Raw genomic sequence first — 20496 nt, 5'->3', positions numbered from 1 at the left:
GAACGTTCAAAGTGAGCCCAAATTGCAAGGAAGCGGGCCCAAAACGGACCGGAGCGAGCAGCCAGCAACGGCAGTATGAACCAAACCCCATAACGTAGCAAAAAGGCTATCCCCTCACGTCATTCTATGACGTTTCGGATAGCCTTTTCATTTACCCAATAATTACTTTTTCTTTCGGGTAGCGATAACTGTCTTTTCTTAGATCTCCTCGAAGCAAAAAGAGAAATGAGAAGATGCCGATTCGTCCAATAAACATGAGCAGCATCAGGAGAACTTTACTTATTGGAGTCAGCTCTGGTGTAATGCCTAGTGACAATCCTGCTGTACCAAATGCAGAACATACTTCAAACAGAATTGGAATCACCGAGAAAGGCTCTACGACGGACATGATGAGAATGGAAGTGACACATAAAAAAATACCAGTAGTGACAACAACAAACGAACGTGTGACGTCTTCAAAATGAATTTCCCGTCGGAAGACTTTAATGTTTTCCTTTCCACGCGCATAAAACCACAGGGCAAGTAAGATAATCGCCAGTGATGTCGTTCGGATGCCGCCGCCTACAGAGCTAGGGGAAGCCCCGATAAACATTAGGATGGACATGACGAGCAACGAGGGCTCAGATAAAGCGTTGATGTCCATCGTGTACATGCCACCGCTTCGTGTTGAAACGGAACTGAACAACGCATGAAAAAACGATTGGTGCCAATTTAATGCGGCGAAGCTGTGGCCCAATTCTAAAACAAAAATGAGAAGGGCGCCAAGCGCTGTTAGGCTGAAAAACGTGACAACGGTTAGTTTTGTGAACAAGGAAAATCGGAACGGTTCTTCTGAACGCTGTGAGAGAAAGTTTTTCACCTCGATCAGCACTGGAAAACCAATGGCGCCGAGAGTAATTAAAATCATATGAATGAACTGGACGAAATAGTCGTTTGCATAGGGCTTTAGGGACGATCCTGAAATGTCAAAACCTGCATTTGTTGTTGCACTAATTGCCGAGAAAAAGCCATGCATAGAGGCCAATTCCCAAGTGGGGTAATACTGCAAATAATGAATAGACAAGATAAAGCCACCAATGATTTCAATGCAAAGAATGAGGAAAAGAATTTGCTTCATAAGCTGTACGAGCCCTGACAAATTGGATTGGTTTTGATCCGCCATAATCAGTTTGCGTTCCTTGAGGCCAATCCGTTTCCCGAGGATTAACCACACAAAGGTTCCCAGAGTCATAATGCCAATGCCGCCAAACTGAAAAATAAAAGCTAATGTAAAATAGCCGTATGTATTATAGGTTTCTGCTGCGGATTCTACAGTGAGACCCGTCACAGATACAGCACTTACTGCGGTAAACATCGTGTCCAGGAAATGATAAGGCACCCCTGGCTGTCGAATCCAAGGCATGCTTAGAAGCAGTGTGGCGACGGCAACGGCAGCGAAATAGAAAAGAACAATCAACTGAAATGTAGTGAACGAGGCAGAGTTTTGGCGCTGCCGAATTTTCCGTCTAAGCATTCCGTATCCAAGCCTCCAACGTAGAGTAATCCCCTTATTATAGCAAAGCCTTCGGCAATCTCAAGAACTCAGAGAATCAAAAAAGCGCCTGTCGCCAGCTCAACAGTCAAAGACTGGTCAGCGGGCAGCAGGCGTTTTGTTCAGCATGTCCAAAAAAGATACATTTTATTCTCAATCTGATCAAGGAAACAAATGAGCAAATTACGCTCTTCTGCGAGTGCCTCGTAAAATCGCACTTAAAATTAGCACAAACACGATGGCGCCAAGCAGTGCAGAGACAATTGAAAAACCACCAATGACAGGCCCAATGTCGCCAAGTACAAGATCGCCAAGCCAAGCACCTACAAAACCTGCCAATATGTTACCGATAATGCCACCAGGGACATTTTTACCTACAATCAATGATGCAAGCCATCCAATAATACCACCAACAATGAGAGACCATAAAAAGGCCATTTAGCTCACTCCTTTTTCGTGTTGTCTATATTACAGTATCCTTTTTGGACCATTTCTAATCCTATGTACAAGGTTTGAAGAAAATGATTAAAAGGAATAGGAGGGAAAGAGCATATAAAAGGAGCTGAACGTAATGTCATTCTCTAATAAACAAAAAGTATTCGTAGGTATAGTCGTTGGCGGAGCTGCTGGGTTGGCTTTCGCTTTAAAAGAACAGCAAACACGCAAGCACTTCGTGGATAATACGAATCGTATGAAGAATTCAACGATGCAGCTTTTACATGAGGTGCGGGCAAACCCATCACATTACTCAGAACAATTCCGCCAAAGCCTCACGGAGCTATCCGAACTTGTGAGGAATTCGACAAGCGATGTCAAAGAGGCGGTGGCAAAGCTTTCGGATGCGAAGGAGCATACGTTACGAGCAGCATCGATTGTGAAAGATACGGGGTCTGACTTAAGGCAAGTTGGGCAATCGTTGCAAGAAGGAACGAAAGAGCTGAAAGAAGATATTGAAACTACACATAACGGCAAGCCAACACCTAAAATTGAGGCGGTGCGAGAGCCTGCTCCATTATAAGAAGAATATTGACAAGTTGTTAATGTTACACATATAATGCTGTTAAAGGGGAGTAGCTGTGACAATATGGTCGTCATTACGGGAGAAATCCCCGGCCTTATTGGCAACGGAACCGTTGTTAGCAAGACCTTTGCCGCAAGACGCTATTTGGCGTGGGCAAAGGTCTTTTTGTGTGCCTTTTCCTCACGTTGGACGGTGAATAAATAGTAAGGTGGCAGGAGAAATTAGGGAAAACCTGCTATCGAAAAACGAGAGGAGAAAATACGTATGGATGTTACATTGCTACTCGAGTACGGTTGGGTATTGCTTGTCATTATTGGTCTGGAAGGTATATTAGCTGCAGACAATGCGCTTGTTATGGCCATAATGGTAAAGCATCTCCCAGAAAAACAACGTAAGAAAGCTTTATTTTATGGACTTGCTGGGGCATTTGTCTTCAGGTTGGCTTCTTTGTTTATTATTTCGTTTTTGGTTGACGTATGGCAGGTGCAAGCCCTCGGTGCAGCGTATCTGTTGTTTCTAGCATTTAACCATATTTTCCGAAAATATGTTAAATCCAAGCAAGAGAAAGATAAAACAAAAAAAGAATCGGGCTTTTGGATGACGGTCTTCAAAGTAGAGCTTGCAGATATTGCGTTTGCTGTTGACTCTATCTTGGCAGCGGTAGCTCTTGCACTCACTCTTCCAGACTCTGGATTAGGCACGTTTGGTGGTATGGATGCTGGTAAATTCCTTATTATCTTTTTAGGTGGTTTATCAGGGGTCATCATCATGCGATTTGCTGCGAACTTGTTTGTCAATTTGCTTCACAGAAAACCCGGATTGGAAACGGCAGCTTTTGCCATTGTTGGTTGGGTCGGGGTTAAATTGCTCGTTCTTACGCTTGCGCATCCAGCTATTGGTGTTCTTGATTCGGATTTTGCTCATAGCACAGGCTGGAAAACTACGTTTTGGATTGTCCTTGTCGGTATAGCAGCAGCTGGTTGGTTCCTCTCTAAAGATAACAAAGAAGAGCCGCATGTAGCGACAGACAAGGAAGAAAAAGTCGTTGAAGAAGAAGAAGAAGTCATTGAGGAACAGATGACACCAGGAAATGACGATGAAACAGAAAATAAAGATCGAGATCGATAATTAAAGTAGGGAGGCTGTCCTTTACGTCAGGGGCAGCCTCTTTGTTTTGTTGGCACACAGTTAAATCATTTTTGATAATGTCTCACAAACGAGAAGTTTTGGATTCACTTGCGTACAGAATTATTCACTTATGATGATAAATTTGACTATCATAAGCACATTTTTGAAAACGAGCACCACCTTTGTTGTTTGAAGAGAGGTGTGGTGTGTATAATCGACTTAGTTGATTGAACAACGGAGTTGAAAGGAAGAGAAAAATGACTGACCGCATAGATTTATCCCAATATGAAAAACATATCGAGGTTCGCCAAATTACGTTGAATGACATTGATCAGATTATTGCCCTTCAGAATCTTTGCTTTCCGGGCATGGAACCGTGGACACGTGCTCATTTAGAAAGTCATATTGAAACCTTTCCTGCCGGACAGCTATGCGTAGATATGGATGGGGAGATTATCGGCTCTACTTCAAGCTTAGTGATTAACTTCGATGAATACGATGACCGCCATACGTGGGACGAAATTACGGATGAAGGGTATATCTCCAACCACAATCCAGATGGCTATAACTTATATGGTATTGAAGTCATGGTTCATCCAAAATACCGACGAATGAAAATAGGACGTCGCCTCTATGAAGCCCGTAAAGAACTGGCACGACAACTAAATCTAAAAAGCATCATCCTTGGTGGACGCATACCGCGATACCACGAGTTTGCTAATCACTACAGCCCACGGCAATATGTGGAGGAAGTGATGTCACATAACATTCATGACCCAGTCCTGACTTTCCAGTTAATGAATGGATTTTCTGTGATGCGTATTAACCCTCACTACTTGCCTGATGATAAGGCATCGATGCGTTATGCGACCTTAATGGAATGGAACAACATTGAATATGTACAAAAAAGCAGACGGCATTTTAAAACGTCTTTGCCTGTGCGCATATGTGTCATTCAGTATATGATGAAGCGAATTTCAAGCTTTGAAGAGTTTGCGCAGCAAGTGGAGTATTATACAGACGTCGCTGCTGACTATGGGTCCGACTTTGCGGTGTTCCCAGAAATCTTCACGACGCAGCTTATGTCCTTTTTGGATGAAAAACATCCGAGCCAAGCGATTCGTCGTTTAACGGAATACACAGAGGATTACATTCAGCTCTTTACAGCACTTGCCGTTAAGTACAACGTCAATATTGTTGGTGGTTCTCATTTTGTGGAAGAAGGCGACAAGATATACAACATTGCCTATCTCTTCCGTAGGGACGGGACAATTGAAAAGCAATATAAAATTCATGTGACACCGAATGAGCGAAAATGGTGGGGCATTGCACCTGGAGATGCAATTCGTGTGTTTGATACGGATTGTGGAAAAGTCGCCATTCAAATTTGCTATGACATTCAATTTCCTGAGCTTGCCCGCATTGCCACCGATCGTGGAGCAAATATTATTTTCGTGCCCTTTTGTACAGACGACCGACAAGGCTATTTGCGCGTCAGGTATTGTTCGCAGGCGCGCGCTGTCGAAAACCAAGTGTATGTTGTCACCGCAGGGACTGTAGGTAACCTTTCTCAAGTTGAAAACATGGACATTCAGTACGCACAGTCGGCCATTTTTTCCCCATCTGATTTTGAATTTGCGCGGGATGGTGTGGTTGCAGAGTGCAATCCAAATATTGAGACCATCGTTGTTGGTGATGTCGACCTTGAGGTGCTACGTAGACAGCGCAAATCAGGAACGGTGAGAAATATCCAAGACCGTCGCCATGAGTTGTTTAAAGTGACGTATACACCACCATCAAAAAACTAACGACCTTATAGAGAAGAGGAACAGACATGGAGAGTTGGCAGCAAAATTTAAGTCGGTGGACCTCACATCCACGATTAGATGATCAAATTAAAGCAGAACTGCAGGAAAAAGCGGATGATGAGCAATGGCTTATTGATGGATTCTACACGAATTTAGCCTTTGGCACTGGCGGTATGAGAGGCGAGATTGGTCCAGGAACAAATCGCATGAATGTGTATACAGTCCGAAAGGCTTCGTATGGCTTAGCGCAATTTGTGAAAAAGAATGCCACAGAGCCAAAAGTCGTCATTGCCTATGATTCAAGGCATTTCTCGCCAGAGTTTTCGCTTGAAGCTGCAAAAGTACTCGGGACTGAAGGCGTTCAAGTGTTTTTATTCGAAGCCTTACGTCCAACCCCAATGCTATCCTTTGCTGTTCGTCATTTGAATGCGGATGCAGGCATCGTCATGACGGCGAGTCATAACCCACCAGAATACAACGGCTTTAAAGTCTATGGGAATGATGGAGGACAGCTTCCCCCTCATCCTGCAGAGGCCCTTGTCAAAGAGGTAAATTCGGTGGAGGACGAGTTGCAGATCGAGGTTAAGAGTGAAGACTATTTACGTCAGCAAGGGCTTTTGAATTTCATTGGAACCGACATTGATGAGGCGTACACGAAGGCCCTTTCACAAATCGCACTGCAGCCGTCCTTGTACACGGCGGGAATTCCACTGTCCGTCGTTTACACACCGCTACATGGCACAGGATTACTACCTTTTACACAAAGTATGAAGACGTTAGGTTTTGAGGCCCTTCACATTGTTGAGGAGCAGGCGATAGCAGATGGTGATTTTCCAACTGTATCTAGTCCAAATCCTGAAGAGCACGCCGCCTTTGAGATGGCCATATCTGTTGGCGATCGTGTCGACGCAGATTTGCTCATTGCTACGGATCCGGATGCCGACCGCGTTGGACTGGCAGTGAAAAACGACACTGGAGAATTTCAAGTGCTGACGGGGAATCAAACAGGAGCTCTTCTATTAGAGTATGTGCTCCAACAACGCAAAACCCAAGGAGTGCTTCCAGCCAATGGCATCGTCATGAAAACGATCGTAACGTCAGAGCTTGGCCGGGCCATTGCTGATTCTTACGGATTGACGACGGAAGACACGCTGACAGGATTCAAATTTATCGGGGAAAAAATAAATCAATATAACGCATCGAAAGAATTTCAGTTCCAATTTGGATATGAAGAAAGCTACGGATATTTAATTGATGATTTGGCTAGGGATAAGGATGCCATTCAAGCGAGCGTGATGGCAGTAGAGATGGCCTTGCATTATAAACAGCAAGGAAAAACGTTGTATGATGCCTTACAGGAGCTCTTTCAACGATACGGCTGGTATAAAGAAGGTCTTACCTCTGTTACTAGAAAAGGCAAAAGAGGTGCAGAGGACATTGAGCAGCTTATGCATCTGTTTCGTGAGCAACCACCTGAAACCATCGCAGGAATGCGCGTAGAAGCCATTGAAGATTATGCACAAAAAGAAGTGCGGAATCTAATGACCGATACGACCGAGCCGATTCAATTGCCCGCATCCAATGTATTGAAATACCGTTTGGCTGATGAGGCCTGGTTTTGTTTGCGTCCATCAGGAACAGAGCCAAAAGTTAAATTTTATTTTGGTGTAAAAGAAATAAGTGAAGACAAAGCAGTGTCGAAGCTACAAGCCATTGAAGAGGATGTAATGGCGCTTGTCAAAACACGTATGTAAATGATAGGTCTGTCCCAAAAGGGTGAATAGCACTTTTGGGGCAGCCCTATTTTTATGAATAAACGGGGATTTCCTTAAACCCGAAGGAAAGATACGCATTGTCAAGATAATGGTAAAGTGAATCTTGTTGTCTTTCCACCAACTGGTAATCCGTTTCATAATACAACGCGTGTAAATAACGTTCAATTTTTTTGGATAAAAAATCATCATTTGTGCGGATCATTAACACAAGCAAATCATCCAATTGCAGGCGATTCATGTAATACAACGCTTTGTCGTAATCAAGTGTACTCATACGTTCTAGCTCCTTTCTTCCCAACCATAGTGCCTGCGAATGATCGGGAAATCAGCGTCCTTATAGTGTATGGAGTATTGTAAAAAACATCGGCTTGTTTTGCGTGTAATCTTGGGCTCTTTTGGTGAAATCTACATTTGTATATTCGTGTCTTGAATCGTACAGGATAGTAATGACGTTCTCTCAGGGTAAACGAATAAAAAATATCCTACCGACAAAAAAGTATATATCAGGCTGATGGCAAACGCTCGCTTTCGTCGTTGCATGGCTTTGTCTGGTGCTCATTGCCTTAATGGCAACTCTGCGCCTCTCAAGGTTTCGTGTTAGAACAGACAAGCGTTATCATACAGCCTGATTTTTTAAATACTGGGTTAGAAACGACGTTGCTGTTTTATTGAATAAACGAATGTTCTCTGGTCTTGCTTCATACCTTGAATTAAAGTGTGGAGAAGGGGATGAGACACGTTTGGCTGAACAAAGCAAAGCACTTGAACGCGCCATTGCCGAGATCACGGAAATTGCTGAAGGGTTTGGTTTGGATTTTTACCCAATGCGTTATGAAATTTGCCCTGCTGATATTATCTATACCTTTGGTGCTTATGGAATGCCGACACGATTTTCGCATTGGAGCTTTGGCAAGCAATTTCATAAAATGAAGCTACAATACGACCTTGGGCTAAGCAAAATATACGAGCTTGTTATAAATTCCAATCCATGCTATGCCTTCCTACTCAATACTAATACACTCATTCAGAATAAGTTGATTGTCGCTCACGTATTAGCGCATTGTGACTTTTTTAAAAACAATTCACGTTTTAGTGCCACAAAGCGCGATATGGTGGAAAGCATGGCAGCTACGGCCGATCGAGTAAAATCGTATGAGTTGAAATATGGACGAAATGAAGTAGAGCTATTTTTAGATGCAGTCATTGCTATTCAGGAGCATATTGACCCGTCCATTATTCGTCAAAAGCTATCGTGGGTAGACGAAGATGAAAATGATCATAAACCTGAACGTAAGCGCGGTCCTTATGATGATTTATGGCATCTTGACCGTAAACAAGAGCAAGAAACAGAGAAGAAAAACAAGAAATTTCCTCCAGAACCCGAAAAAGACTTACTATCGTTCATTGAAGAGTTTAGCAAAGAATTAGAAGAATGGCAGCGCGATATTTTAACGATGATGCGTGAAGAAATGCTGTATTTTTGGCCACAGCTCGAAACTAAAATTATGAATGAAGGCTGGGCCTCCTATTGGCATGCGCGCATTCTTCGTGAAATGGACCTGACGACAGATGAAGTGATCGAGTTTGCCAAACTTAATGCCGGAGTCGTTCAGCCTTCACGAACGCAAATCAATCCGTATTATCTTGGTTTGAAAATGTTTGAGGACATTGAGGAGCGATACGATAAGCCGACGGAAGAAATGATTCGTCATGGCGTTAAGCCTGGAAGTGGAAGAGAAAAGATGTTTGAGGTTCGTGAAATCGAATCCGATACATCGTTTATTCGCAATTATTTAACGAAAGAACTGGCTTTTCGAGAGGACTTATACTTGTTTCAAAAGAAAGGAAAGGATTACAAAATCGTTGAAAAGGATTGGAAGCAAGTCCGAGATCAACTGATTAGCATGCGTGTCAACGGGGGATTCCCTTACCTTACTGTCACAGATGGCGATTACGAAAAAAATGGCGAGCTTTTCCTCGTGCATCATTTTGAGGACATCGAACTCGACCTCAAATACCTAGAAAAGGTTTTGCCTTATATTTATCAGCTTTGGGGGCGAAAAGTCCATTTGCAGACGATTATTGAGGGGAAGGCCTGTATTTTTACTTCTGATGGTAGTCAAGTGCATCGCAAGCACATCTAACTCAGGCTGATGACAAACGCTCGCTTTCTTTGTTGCATCGCCTTGTCCGGTGCTTTTTGCCTTTGTGGCAACTCCGGGCATCAAAAGTCTTCGCGCTTTGCACCTAAGCGTTTTTCATTTATACTGCAAAAATGCTGTCCAGCAACGTATTGCCCGGACAGCATTTTTTCTTCCTTCGATGTGTAAATTGCTTATCGTGCAGCTATTCTAGTCTTGGTTCTCCGTCCATAATGGAGAACCGAATTGTACTTTAAGATAAAATGTTATTCATCCTCAATTAATGGATACACGCCATTTTCATCATGCGTTTCTTTCCCGGTGAGTGGTGGATTAAATACACATACCATGCGCATGTCTTTCGTTGCGCGCAAATAATGCTCATCGTTCTCATTCAACGCGTACATCGTTCCATCTGTAATCGGGTACACCTTGCCGTCTGATACAGTTTCAATTTCGCCTTCTCCTGCCACACAATAAACGGCTTCAAGATGATTCTGATACCAAATATGTGTTTCTGTGCCAGCGTAAATCACGGTATCGTGGAAAGAAAAACCCATCTTGTCTTTTTTCAAGAGCATACGACGACTCGCCCACGTATCTGCTTTTGTTTCATTTTCAGTACCAATAATATCGTTTAGATGACGAACAATCATAAGTTCATTCTCCTTTTGATGTAATGTAAAACCAGGCTAAAAACGCCTGGTTTCCAGATGATTGATAAGCCGCTCGCGTTCTCGTCATGCCGCCATATCCCTTTTTCATAGGGCTACAGAGGATTGTACCCATTTCGAAGGCCAACGTACCCAATCAATCCGGTCATCTTGCTGTTTAGGAGGCTACATGCTTTTCAATAGCAGCCTTAATACTTTCTTCCATAATATTGAGGCCTTGAACAAGTGCTTCTTCTGTAATTGTCAATGGAGGAAGAAGCTTGGCAACTTCGCTTTGTGGTCCAGAGGTTTCCATGATGACCCCGCGAGAAAAGGCTTCCTCACAAATTTTTTCAGCAATGCCTTCGACACCACAAGCAATCCCTTGCATAAAGCCACGGCCTCTAGCTTCCGCTTTTAATTCTGGATAATTTTCTGCGAAGCTTTGTAGCGTTTCTGAAATTACGACTGATTTGCCTTGCACATTTTTTTGGAATGTATCATTTGACCAAAACGTTTTAAGCGCTTTTGAAGCCGCAACGATGGCCAAATTGTTCCCGCGGAACGTTCCATTATGCTCGCCAGGTCCCCATTGATCGTACTCAGGTTTAATCAACGTAAGGGCGAGAGGGAGACCATAACCGCCGATGGATTTTGAAAGACAAACTACATCAGGTTTGATGCCTGATGGCTCAAAGCTAAAGAACGTTCCTGTACGTCCACAGCCGGCCTGTACATCGTCTACGATGAGAAGAATGTCATATTGACGGCATAGTTTTTCTACGCCTTGAAGCCATTCCTTGCTGGCAGCATTAATGCCACCTTCGCCTTGAACAGTTTCTAGAATAATGGCTGCCGGTAACGCTACGCCACTGCCTTTGTCTTCAAGATACTTTTCCAAATACGCCAGACTGCAGCTATCTTCAATATAATCGTCAAATGGCATTGAGACAGTATTTGATAGCGGCATTCCAGCACCATGACGCTTAAAGGAGTTCGCAGTCACAGATAAAGCCCCAATCGTCATGCCGTGGAACGCATTTGTAAAGCTGATGACCAGTTCTCGCCCTGTCACTTTACGGGCAATTTTCAGAGCAGATTCAACTGTGTTTGCACCAGTTGGCCCAGGAAACATTACCTTATAGTCCAAGTTGCGTGGCTCAAGAACGACTTTCTTAAAAGTCTGTAAGAAGTCAACTCTTGCTTCAGTTCCCATATCAAGACTATGGCTAATATAATCATTTTGAAGATAGTCGATGAGGACCTTTTTCATTTCATCATGGTTATGCCCATAGTTCAGTGCCCCGGCCCCTGCAAAAAAGTCAATATACGCATTGCCATCGGCATCCCAAATGGTATGACCTTTGGCTTTTTTGAAGATGGTCGGAAAACTTCTTGAGTAGCTTCTTACTTGTGATTCATTTTCTTCAAGAATACCCATTGGATTTGTTGATTCAGTTTTCATTATCGTGTTTCCTCCTGATTCTTCAATTCTTTTTGTGAAATAGGTCCAACTCTGTATAGGTCTTCATCCTCGTGGCTATCTGGAAACAGCTCTTTTCCAAACAAAGGCTCATGGTGAATGGAGGTGTGCAATGTCTCCGCTAGCTTCTCGAACAAGCGGAAAGATGCTTTATTGTCAGGGGATATCGTCGCTTCAACGTGGACAATAGGCTGACAAAAGGGCCTGGTAAGCAGATGCTGGATCAATGACGTCGCTATGCCTTTCCCTTGCTGAGAAGGATGGGTAGCAATTTGCCATACAAAAAGAGTTTCAGGCTTTTTAGGCAATAGGAATGCTGATACAAATCCAACCAATTGATCTCCCTCGTAAGCAACAGCAGAAGTATCCTGGTAGTGATGACACCAAAGCAGATAGCTATAAGAAGAATTCACATCAAGAACACCGGTGTTTTTGATGAGATTCCATACATGTTTACCATCTTCTTTTGTAGGTGCTCGAAAAAGTAACGTTGCATCTGTAGATGTTGTGATGGACAGTTCACCTCCGTTTTTCTTTTAGCTCCTCTTTAACCATATAGGGGAAAACGAAAAGCGTCAAAACGCTTATTTTTACGTTTAAGCGTATAAGCAAGCAAATTTCCGCTTGTCGTAAGATTATCTCTCAATCGATGACATTCCCATACAGTACCACTAAAAAGGAGCAAAATGCTTTTACCATAGTGTTTATACCCCAAAATATCAGAATGGAACCCCTTAATTACACATTAAATCAAAAAGTCACGAAATAGAGTTTGCTCATACATCGAGAAGACGCTGCAAGGAAGTGAAAATCGTCAATCTGATCGAGTAAAGCGTATGACGGTTATCGGGATAAAGCGTCATTACTATTATATATACGATGATCGACGTTAATCCTTAAGCCGTGGCGAAACGTATAATAACTAATTTCGCATAGGTCAAAAGGATTAATTGTTAATAATGACCACAAAAATAAAGGAAGTAACTGCCTTATGTCGAAAATAAAAATTGAAGAATAAGTTAGTTCTAATGAAACCTTTTTAAAGGTGAATCGTATATTTTAGAAGAGCAATCTTGGAAGGATGAACCTGTTTTACGCGGCAGGTTTTGGGGAAAACTTATAAAAGCTAATCTTTTAGAGATAGGAGCATTCTTATGGGCCTCTCAAAAGCAAAAAAACTTGTCTTGAAATTGAAGGAACAAGGGATTAAAGCAGAGCTTTGTATCCCCCGTTCGCACCTGCACATTAACAATCAAGGACCTAAAACTGAACCCCAATCATAATAGCTATTAAAAAACATCACGCTCATTGACGGCGTGATGTTTTTCTAAGTCAATGTGTGATTAAATTCAAGAGGCAAGGATAGGACAATTCCCACAGGAACGTTTATCTAGATCTACTTTTGTGTAGAGACAGCATGATTTTCGATACCCATCAGTGATCCGATTCTCCATTTGCGCATAAGGGCTTGATGGATTAGTGAGCAACCAATCTTTCACAGCGTTTGCCCGTTGCCGTACATCTTCTGATGCGCCCTCCGACTGAGGGATGGCAGTGTTGAGATACCAGGACAAATACGCTGCGGCATTTTCCCAAAGTAGGCGATCTGGCATTTTACAGGTCGTTTTAAAAATGTCCCATAGCAGGTCAATATGTGCAATCGCATCGTCCATAAAAAGAGCTGTTGAAGAAGGGACAGCTGCCGAAAGTGTCGATACCGGAGCGGACCATTTCATTGCAAAAGATGCCGGTTCATAGGCTAAGGTAATGTCTTTCAGGTTAGGAAGCCATTGTTTTCCATACCAAATGTACATCGCAAAGCTGGGAAGCACAAGCATGTAAGATAAGCTCCTAGATAAAAGTGACGCCGTTACATATGGATGAGAAGCGCCATAAGCAGCTTGTAATGCAGGTAAGCCCTGTTGAATGGAATCATTCGACAGGGCCTTAATAGTGTAATTATGCTCGTCTATAGTAGGCAAGTAGCTAAAATTTGTTTCAAGAAATTCTAGCTCAGCTTGAGTAAGACATTTCGCGTTCATTTTGAGCACCTTCCTGTTGCTGTATACGTTGCAAACATCGCCCTTTGCCGTGAGGAATACACATTGGCGTTCCAAAAAGGGGATCACAGGCAACCTGACAAGTCATATTAAAAACTTCGTGAACCATTGCTGGAGAAATGACTTCTTCAGGCTCACCTTCAGCGTATACACATCCATCACGGATAGCGACGATGTGATGTGCGTATCGACAAGCAAGGTTTAGGTCATGAAGCACCATAATAATCGTTCGGCCTTCTGTTTCATTAAGCTCAAACAGGAGATCAAGAATTTCAATTTGATGCGTCATATCTAAATAGGTTGTTGGCTCATCAAGTAAAATAATATCCGTATCCTGAGCAAGAGTCATTGCAATCCAAGCACGCTGACGCTGCCCACCGGAGAGAGAATCGACGGCACGATCCTGAAGCTCAGTCATTCGTGTAGATTCCAGTGCTTTTTGCACTGCCTTTTCATCTTCCTCAGACCATTGCTTAAACCAGTTTTGATAAGGATAACGACCTTGCTTTACTAGCTGTAAAACGGTTAATCCTTCAGGAGTGACGGGACCCTGAGGGAGAATAGCAAGTTGTTTGGCAATATCCTTTGTTTTTTGTTTCGAAATGTCCTGTCCATCTAAAACAACATTACCACCTTGAGGCTTAAGCAGACGAGCTAGCGTGCGAAGGAGAGTCGATTTACCGCACCCATTGCTGCCAAGAAAAACCGTGATCTTTCCTTTAGGAAGCGTTACATTAAGATCCTTTAAAATCAGTTGTTCCTGATAACCAACGGACAGCGAGTTTGCCTTCATTCCGTACATCCTTCACAACACCCCTCAGTAAGATAGATAATGTTCAAACCGAACCAACCGATAATGACTATCAGTTGCGATAAACTAAGCCTATTTTAGCACAGGATTAAAATAGTGTAAATGAAAATCATTATCATTTTTTGTAGCATTGAGTGAATTTCCTCATTATTCTTATGTGGCTAGCATTTAAACCATTGATATGGACTTCTGTATCGTCTCATAATGACTTTTCCTAATTTTTATGGGCATTAAGGCTAAACTGTTAGGATTTACTCGGGTAGTGCTCATGACCGCATTTTGTTCTTAACCACCAGTTGTCAGCGAAAACGTTCATTTCCACGACTTTTAAATGACTTATTCTACGTATGCATTTGACTAGGGCGTGTCTGAGAACTCAAAAGGGCAGATTTTTCGTTCCAATCGAGGCGCTTTTTCGCAGGCGTACCGGACGTACGTCAAGGAAAAGGAACGCAGCAGGGGACGAAAAGGCGGTGACAGATGCCTCTTAGCGAGTTTTAAGGCATGCCCTAGAACCCAAGTAGTATGGCAACACGTGATTAGATGCAGATGACTATTCAAATCAAGCCTGATGTGGTATCGTTTTTTACGAAAGAGAGCCGTTTTTTATTGGGAGGGACGACGTTGGAAAGAGCGACATTTGGTGCAGGCTGCTTTTGGGGTGTAGAGCTTGCTTTTTCAAACATTCAAGGCGTACAAAGCACACGTGTTGGGTATTTAGGAGGGGCGCTTGAGAATCCTTCCTATGAAGATGTATGCACAGACAAAACGGGGCATGCTGAAGTGGTAGACATGGAGTACGATCCAGCAGTTGTCACCTTCGAAACCTTGCTTGCTCATTTTTGGGAACTTCATGACCCTACAACGCTAAACCGTCAAGGGGAAGATGAAGGCACACAATATCGATCTGCGATTTTTTATCATACATCTCAGCAAAGATTGAAGGCAGAGGAAAGCAAACAAAAGCAAGATGAGACAGGTGGATATGCTTCACCGATTGTTACTGAAATCACTGAGGCGTCAACGTTTTATCCAGCTGAAGAGTACCACCAAAACTATTTGAAAAAGCGCGGGTTGAATGCCTGTAGCGTTGAACAATAAGGAGCTGAACATGATGAAAGATATCAAAACAACAGAAGAATTCCAAACTATTATTGATCAAGATAGCCTCTCCATAGTGAAATTTTACGCTGGCTGGTGCCCGGATTGTGTACGAATGGACATGTTCATTCCTGAGATCATTGAACAACATTCGGAGTATCAATGGTATCAATTGAACCGCGATGATTTTATGGAGCTTGCCCAGTCATACGAAGTGATGGGCATCCCAAGCCTGCTTGTGTTTAAAAATGGCGAAAAGCTCGCTCACTTGCACAGCGCAAATGCAAAGACACCAGAAAGTGTTGAAGCATTTTTGCAAGAAAACCAAGCGTAATTCAAGCAAAATGGCTCAGCCTTAAAGGGCGGGATGAAAACGTTTGTCTTATCTAAGCGCAAAGCTTTGGGAGGAGCGGAGTTGCCACAAGGGCAATGAGCACCGGACAAAGCAAAGCAACGAAGAAAGCGGGCGATTGTCATCTATCTTGTTCAGGTGGAATGAAAACGTTTGTCTTATCTAAGCGCAAAGCTTTGGGAGGCGCGGAGTTGCCATAAGGGCAATGAGCACTGGACAAAGCAACGAAGAAAGCGAGCGTTTGTCATCCGCCTGAACCGCCTGAAATTTACATACAAATAAAGCGCTTTATTTTAAAAATTGAAGGAGGAAAAGCAAATGGCAGAACGTATTGAACGAGACACAATCGGAGAAATTGCCGTACCAGCCGATAAATTTTGGGGTGCGCAAACGCAACGAAGCCTGCAAAATTTTAAAATTGGTGAGGAAAAGATGCCCGAGCTTTTGATAAAAGCCTTTGCAATTTTAAAAAAAGCGGCGGCACAAGCCAACGCTGATTTAGGATTATTGGAAACGGAAAAAGCGGAAGCCATTAAAGAAGTGGCGGATGACATTATTGCTGGGAAGTTGAATGACCATTTTCCGCTAGTCGTTTGGCAGACCGGTAGTGGCACACAAAGCAACATGAATGTAAATGAAGTGATTGCTTTTCGTGGGAATCAGCTTCTTGAAGGAAAAAGTGAATTGCGATTGCATCCAAACGACGATGTGAACAAGTCGCAAAGCTCAAATGATACCTTTCCAACGGCAATGCATATCGCCGCAGTATTGGCGGTGACGAACGACTTAATTCCAGCAATTGGGGCATTCCGAGATACGTTAAGAAAGAAGGAAGCGGAATTTGCTGATGTCGTTAAAATTGGTCGTACGCATTTGCAGGATGCAACGCCGTTAACATTAGGTCAGGAAATCAGTGGTTGGCGCAGCATGCTCGACCGCAATATCGACATCATCGAAGAGAGCAAGCAGCATCTGTTCGAGCTTGCCATAGGTGGGACAGCAGTAGGAACAGGCATAAACACTCACCCGGATTTCGGCGCAAATGTATCTGCAATTATTGCCAGTGAAACAAATCAGCCATTTAAAGCGTCAGACAACTTTTTTCATGCATTAACAAGTCATCAACCTTTCGTCTATGCGCATGGAGCACTGAAAGCATTGGCAGCTGATGCACATAAAATTGCTCATGATGTACGCATGCTGTCGAGTGGCCCACGGAGCGGCATCGGCGAATTAATTATTCCGGCCAATGAACCGGGGAGCTCCATCATGCCAGGCAAAGTAAACCCTACACAAAGTGAAGCGCTCACGATGGTTTCTCTGCAAGTCATAGGGAATGATGCTGCGGTCGGTATGGCAGCAAGCCAAGGGCATTTCGAATTAAACGTGTACAAGCCACTTATTATTTTTAACTTCCTGCAATCCTGTCGTTTGTTAGGAGATGCGTTAACGTCGTTTAACGACAATTGCGCGGTTGGAATTGAACCAAACTATGAGACAATCGAGAAATTGGTTAGTGATTCATTAATGCTCGTCACGGCCTTAAATCCACATATCGGGTATGAAAAAGCAGCGAGTATCGCCAAAGCGGCTCATCAGAACAACACGACGTTAAAAGAAGAAGCGATCAAAAGTGGTCACTTAACGGCTGAACAATTTGATACCTATGTGAAGCCTGAGGAAATGGTTGCACCGAACGTGAAATCGCCAAAAAAATAATAACGAAGAAACCCCGCGGCCGTAGCCTGCGGGGTTTTTCCATCATATAGGGCAATTACGCTTGACGTCCGCCAAGTTGTTGTTCAGCCATTTGGACTAAACGTTTTGTGATTTCTCCACCAACAGAACCATTTGAACGTGAAGTCGCATCAGGTCCAAGCTGAACGCCGAACTCTTGAGCGATTTCGTATTTCATTTGGTCGATAGCTGCTTGTGCTCCAGGAGCAACTAGTTGGTTGCTGCTGTTGCTACGAGATTGATTTTGTGCCATGGGTCATCAGACTCCTCTACATAGTGTGGGCATCTCAACCAGTTCCCTGATGAGTGCCTTCTTACTTTGCGCATTTTTAAAAACATTATGCAGGAAAATAAAAAAAGTTTTTCTCTTATCCTTTTGTCTTGTTTAACAATTTTGTGCAAACGTATTGCGTCGGCTTGGTAAGAAGGAATTACCAACGATGAGAGGTACATATTAATCCGCAAACATCACAAAATAGGTGTACAATCCGGAGGAGGTGAAATAACAATGTCAAACTCATCTAACCAATTGGTTGTACCAGGTGTACAACAAGCAATTGACCAAATGAAATATGAGATCTCTCAAGAATTTGGTGTTCAACTTGGACCAGATTCAACTGCACGTGCTAACGGTTCTGTAGGTGGAGAAATCACTAAACGTCTTGTTCAGTTGGCTGAACAACAAATCGGCGGTTACCAAAAATAACACCGATCATATGAATGGATGGGCAGGGTGGTCTATATAACCACCCTGCTTTTTATTTTGTTTACAAGTGGCATTTTAGTGTGGCCGTATGGATGTGAACTGATTCTTTGTGAAATTAATCCAATGGTACATGCTTATTATTAGCGGTCAGAATCAGTATTTAGATAGTGCACCATAAAAAAAAGAACGTGCTCGAGTGGCACGTTCTTTTTTTTAACGCATATTAGCGAATGCGAAGCTCTGACTCGATATCAAAGAAATGAACTTTGTTCATGTCAAAGGCAAGGTTAATCTTCTGCCCGTTTTGAATATCTGTACGAGAGTCGATCCGAGCGATGAAGTTGTTTTCGCCAATTTTAGAGTAAAGATATGTCTCAGCACCCATAAGCTCGGCAACATCTACCAAGGCTTCAACGTTTGTGTCTTTAGAGGATTCAACGAACACAGGCTCATCATGAACATCCTCTGGACGAATACCAAGAATGATTTCTTTGTTTGCATATCCTTGTTCGCGAAGAAGCTTCATTTTACCTTCAGGAACAAGCACCTTTACGTTATCGATATGGAAATGAGTGTCATCCAATTTACCGTGGAAGAAGTTCATGGCAGGTGAACCAATAAAGCCACCTACGAAAACGTTCTCAGGGTTTTCATATACTTCTTTTGGAGAACCAACTTGTTGGACAAGACCATCCTTCATAACAACGATACGAGAAGCCATTGTCATCGCTTCTGTTTGGTCATGTGTTACATAAACAGTTGTCGTTTGGAGGCGATGGTGAAGTTTTGTGATTTCCGCACGCATTTGTACACGTAGCTTTGCATCTAGGTTGGACAAAGGCTCATCCATTAGGAAGACTTTTGCGTCACGAACGATCGCACGACCAAGTGCAACACGCTGACGCTGACCACCAGAAAGGGCTTTTGGTTTACGATCAAGGTACTCTTCAAGACCGAGAATACGTGCAGCATCTTTAACGCGACGATCGATTTCATCCTTTTTGAACTTTCTCAGTTTCAAACCGAAAGCCATATTGTTATAAACGTTCATATGTGGATAAAGGGCGTAGTTCTGGAACACCATCGCGATATCGCGATCTTTAGGCGCTACATCGTTTACACGACGCTCATCAATGTAAAAATCACCTTGAGAAATTTCTTCAAGACCAGCGATCATACGAAGAGTTGTTGATTTCCCACAACCTGAAGGACCTACCATTACGATAAATTCCTTATCATCAATCTCTAGATTAAAGTCTTGGACTGCAGTTACATTTTTGTCATATACCTTATAAATGTTTTTTAAGCTTAGCGTTGCCATGCCCTTTTCCTCCTCGAAAATGAAAGCGTTTTATTTGTTATTACCAGTGTAGCTTTCTTTTGAAAAAAGGTAAATGGACGCAATGCACAAAAAAATCCATCCGCTTTTGTGCATGTCTCCCAAAACAGCTAAAAGAACGCAAAAGAGGTTGGACATAACTAATTTATCTCCATAAAAATCGACTAACTCAATTTGAATCTGTTTTGGCTAATGCCCTTTCATGTAACTTTTACTGTAAAGGAAATATGAAATGAGAAAGTTCTTGTGACTTCATTTTCAATCGTTAACCAAAATAAATTCGTGGAAAGATCACTAGGGCGTGTCTTAAAACTCGCTAAGAGGCATCTGTCACCGCCTTTTCGTCCCCTGCTGCGTTCCTTTTCTTTGACGTACGTCCGGTACGCCGGCGAAAAGGCGCCTTGCTTGGAACGAAAATTCGGCAACATCTGCTCCCTTCTGAGTTCTCAGACACACCATAGTAAAGTATTTGACCGCTTCGTCAAAATACTACACGTTTACCCTAAGTGGTATAAGTGCAACTTCGACTCGAAAAAGACTCGTCGTGTTTCATTAGCCGCTTGGCACGGCTTCAGCTTCCTCGGAAAGCAAAAGCGGCTTTCCTCCAGGATCTTCAGCTCGCATTGTTTCCTTAAGAGTCTATGTATTTTGCTTGTCCCAATGACCTATATTTATACATCAACAACTATTTTTTTCGATTAGAGTAAAGTTTTTTTGACAACTTTCGCAGTGAAAAAATAAGCGGATCTCTACACTCTAAATAACAAGATGAGCCCTTTTTAATTCATATCACTTCATAAAATTAGTGCATTATCAAAAGCTGCCACTAGCGAGACTCCTGTGGGAAAAG

At 42.8% G+C, this 20496-nt stretch carries 20 protein-coding genes; 10 read left to right on the top strand and 10 right to left on the bottom strand.

The window, feature by feature from the left end; genetic code table 11:
- Positions 1–151 precede the first annotated feature (151 nt).
- Together EV213_RS17725 and EV213_RS17720 are read right to left on the bottom strand one after the other, a co-directional pair.
- Complete coding sequence (locus EV213_RS17725; RefSeq protein ID WP_133581904.1) at positions 152–1513, bottom strand: TrkH family potassium uptake protein; 1362 nt, start codon at positions 1511–1513, stop codon at positions 152–154.
- Positions 1514–1714: 201 nt separating this feature from the next.
- Positions 1715–1969: a GlsB/YeaQ/YmgE family stress response membrane protein gene (locus tag EV213_RS17720; protein ID WP_133581903.1), complete on the bottom strand. Its 255-nt coding sequence runs from the start codon at positions 1967–1969 to the stop codon at positions 1715–1717.
- Positions 1970–2102: 133 nt separating this feature from the next.
- On the opposite strand from EV213_RS17720, the gene EV213_RS17715 reads away from it, so the two are divergent.
- The 5 genes from EV213_RS17715 to EV213_RS17700 all read left to right on the top strand — a co-directional run bounded on the left by EV213_RS17715 (position 2103) and on the right by EV213_RS17700 (position 7242).
- A complete protein-coding gene (locus EV213_RS17715; protein ID WP_133581902.1) occupies positions 2103–2549 on the top strand; it encodes a YtxH domain-containing protein in 447 nt (148 codons plus the stop codon).
- Between the two features lie 66 nt (positions 2550–2615).
- Positions 2616–2756 carry a hypothetical protein gene (locus EV213_RS20870; protein ID WP_166639397.1) on the top strand — a complete coding sequence of 47 codons (141 nt, stop codon included), beginning with the start codon at positions 2616–2618 and terminating at the stop codon, positions 2754–2756.
- Positions 2757–2816: 60 nt separating this feature from the next.
- Positions 2817–3680 carry a TerC family protein gene (locus tag EV213_RS17710; RefSeq protein WP_133581901.1) on the top strand — a complete coding sequence of 288 codons (864 nt, stop codon included), beginning with the start codon at positions 2817–2819 and terminating at the stop codon, positions 3678–3680.
- 257 nt (positions 3681–3937) lie between these two features.
- Complete coding sequence (locus EV213_RS17705) at positions 3938–5488, top strand: bifunctional GNAT family N-acetyltransferase/carbon-nitrogen hydrolase family protein (protein WP_133581900.1); 1551 nt, start codon at positions 3938–3940, stop codon at positions 5486–5488.
- Between the two features lie 26 nt (positions 5489–5514).
- Positions 5515–7242 carry a phospho-sugar mutase gene (locus EV213_RS17700; RefSeq protein ID WP_133581899.1) on the top strand — a complete coding sequence of 576 codons (1728 nt, stop codon included), beginning with the start codon at positions 5515–5517 and terminating at the stop codon, positions 7240–7242.
- 52 nt (positions 7243–7294) lie between these two features.
- On the opposite strand, the gene EV213_RS17695 is transcribed toward EV213_RS17700, so the two are convergent.
- Positions 7295–7537, bottom strand: coding sequence for a YhdB family protein (locus EV213_RS17695; protein ID WP_133581898.1), 243 nt, complete (start codon positions 7535–7537; stop codon positions 7295–7297).
- A gap of 466 nt (positions 7538–8003) precedes the next feature.
- On the opposite strand from EV213_RS17695, the gene EV213_RS17690 reads away from it, so the two are divergent.
- Entirely contained in the window at positions 8004–9407 is a 1404-nt protein-coding gene (locus EV213_RS17690) for a SpoVR family protein (RefSeq protein ID WP_243740253.1), read from the top strand.
- A gap of 263 nt (positions 9408–9670) precedes the next feature.
- Here EV213_RS17690 and EV213_RS17685 read toward each other — a convergent pair whose 3' ends face one another.
- The 5 genes from EV213_RS17685 to EV213_RS17665 form a co-directional block, all read right to left on the bottom strand.
- The gene (locus tag EV213_RS17685) at positions 9671–10060 is read right to left on the bottom strand and encodes an ectoine synthase (RefSeq protein WP_133581897.1); all 390 of its coding nucleotides are present in this window, start codon (positions 10058–10060) and stop codon (positions 9671–9673) included.
- 175 nt (positions 10061–10235) lie between these two features.
- Complete coding sequence (ectB, locus tag EV213_RS17680; RefSeq protein WP_243740252.1) at positions 10236–11522, bottom strand: diaminobutyrate--2-oxoglutarate transaminase; 1287 nt, start codon at positions 11520–11522, stop codon at positions 10236–10238.
- Positions 11522–12052: a diaminobutyrate acetyltransferase gene (ectA, locus tag EV213_RS17675; protein WP_243740256.1), complete on the bottom strand. Its 531-nt coding sequence runs from the start codon at positions 12050–12052 to the stop codon at positions 11522–11524. The genes ectB and ectA overlap by 1 nt, the downstream gene beginning before the upstream one ends.
- An 837-nt stretch (positions 12053–12889) precedes the next feature.
- Positions 12890–13582, bottom strand: coding sequence for an IucA/IucC family C-terminal-domain containing protein (locus EV213_RS17670; RefSeq protein ID WP_133581895.1), 693 nt, complete (start codon positions 13580–13582; stop codon positions 12890–12892).
- Positions 13554–14402: an ABC transporter ATP-binding protein gene (locus tag EV213_RS17665; RefSeq protein ID WP_133581894.1), complete on the bottom strand. Its 849-nt coding sequence runs from the start codon at positions 14400–14402 to the stop codon at positions 13554–13556. The genes EV213_RS17670 and EV213_RS17665 overlap by 29 nt, the downstream gene beginning before the upstream one ends.
- A gap of 633 nt (positions 14403–15035) precedes the next feature.
- On the opposite strand from EV213_RS17665, the gene msrA reads away from it, so the two are divergent.
- The 3 genes from msrA to fumC all read left to right on the top strand — a co-directional run bounded on the left by msrA (position 15036) and on the right by fumC (position 17583).
- Positions 15036–15512, top strand: a complete 477-nt coding sequence (msrA, locus tag EV213_RS17660) for a peptide-methionine (S)-S-oxide reductase MsrA (protein WP_133581893.1) — start codon at positions 15036–15038, stop codon at positions 15510–15512.
- Positions 15513–15525: 13 nt separating this feature from the next.
- Positions 15526–15846: a thioredoxin family protein gene (locus tag EV213_RS17655; RefSeq protein ID WP_133581928.1), complete on the top strand. Its 321-nt coding sequence runs from the start codon at positions 15526–15528 to the stop codon at positions 15844–15846.
- 336 nt (positions 15847–16182) lie between these two features.
- Complete coding sequence (gene fumC / locus EV213_RS17650) at positions 16183–17583, top strand: class II fumarate hydratase (protein ID WP_133581892.1); 1401 nt, start codon at positions 16183–16185, stop codon at positions 17581–17583.
- A 55-nt stretch (positions 17584–17638) separates the two neighbouring features.
- Here the strand turns inward: fumC and EV213_RS17645 are convergent, their stop codons facing one another.
- Positions 17639–17854 carry an alpha/beta-type small acid-soluble spore protein gene (locus EV213_RS17645; protein ID WP_133581891.1) on the bottom strand — a complete coding sequence of 72 codons (216 nt, stop codon included), beginning with the start codon at positions 17852–17854 and terminating at the stop codon, positions 17639–17641.
- 249 nt (positions 17855–18103) lie between these two features.
- Here EV213_RS17645 and EV213_RS17640 point away from each other — a divergent pair, with 249 nt between their 5' ends.
- Positions 18104–18307, top strand: a complete 204-nt coding sequence (locus EV213_RS17640; RefSeq protein WP_424923076.1) for an alpha/beta-type small acid-soluble spore protein — start codon at positions 18104–18106, stop codon at positions 18305–18307.
- Positions 18308–18530: 223 nt separating this feature from the next.
- Here the strand turns inward: EV213_RS17640 and EV213_RS17635 are convergent, their stop codons facing one another.
- Positions 18531–19628, bottom strand: coding sequence for an ABC transporter ATP-binding protein (locus EV213_RS17635; RefSeq protein WP_133581889.1), 1098 nt, complete (start codon positions 19626–19628; stop codon positions 18531–18533).
- Between the last annotated feature and the right edge of the window lie 868 nt (positions 19629–20496).

The sequence above is a fragment of the Aureibacillus halotolerans genome (assembly GCF_004363045.1).
Taxonomy (GTDB): domain Bacteria; phylum Bacillota; class Bacilli; order Bacillales; family DSM-28697; genus Aureibacillus; species Aureibacillus halotolerans.
Note: the sequence above shows the minus strand (reverse complement) of the source record. Positions and strands in the feature narration are given on the sequence as shown.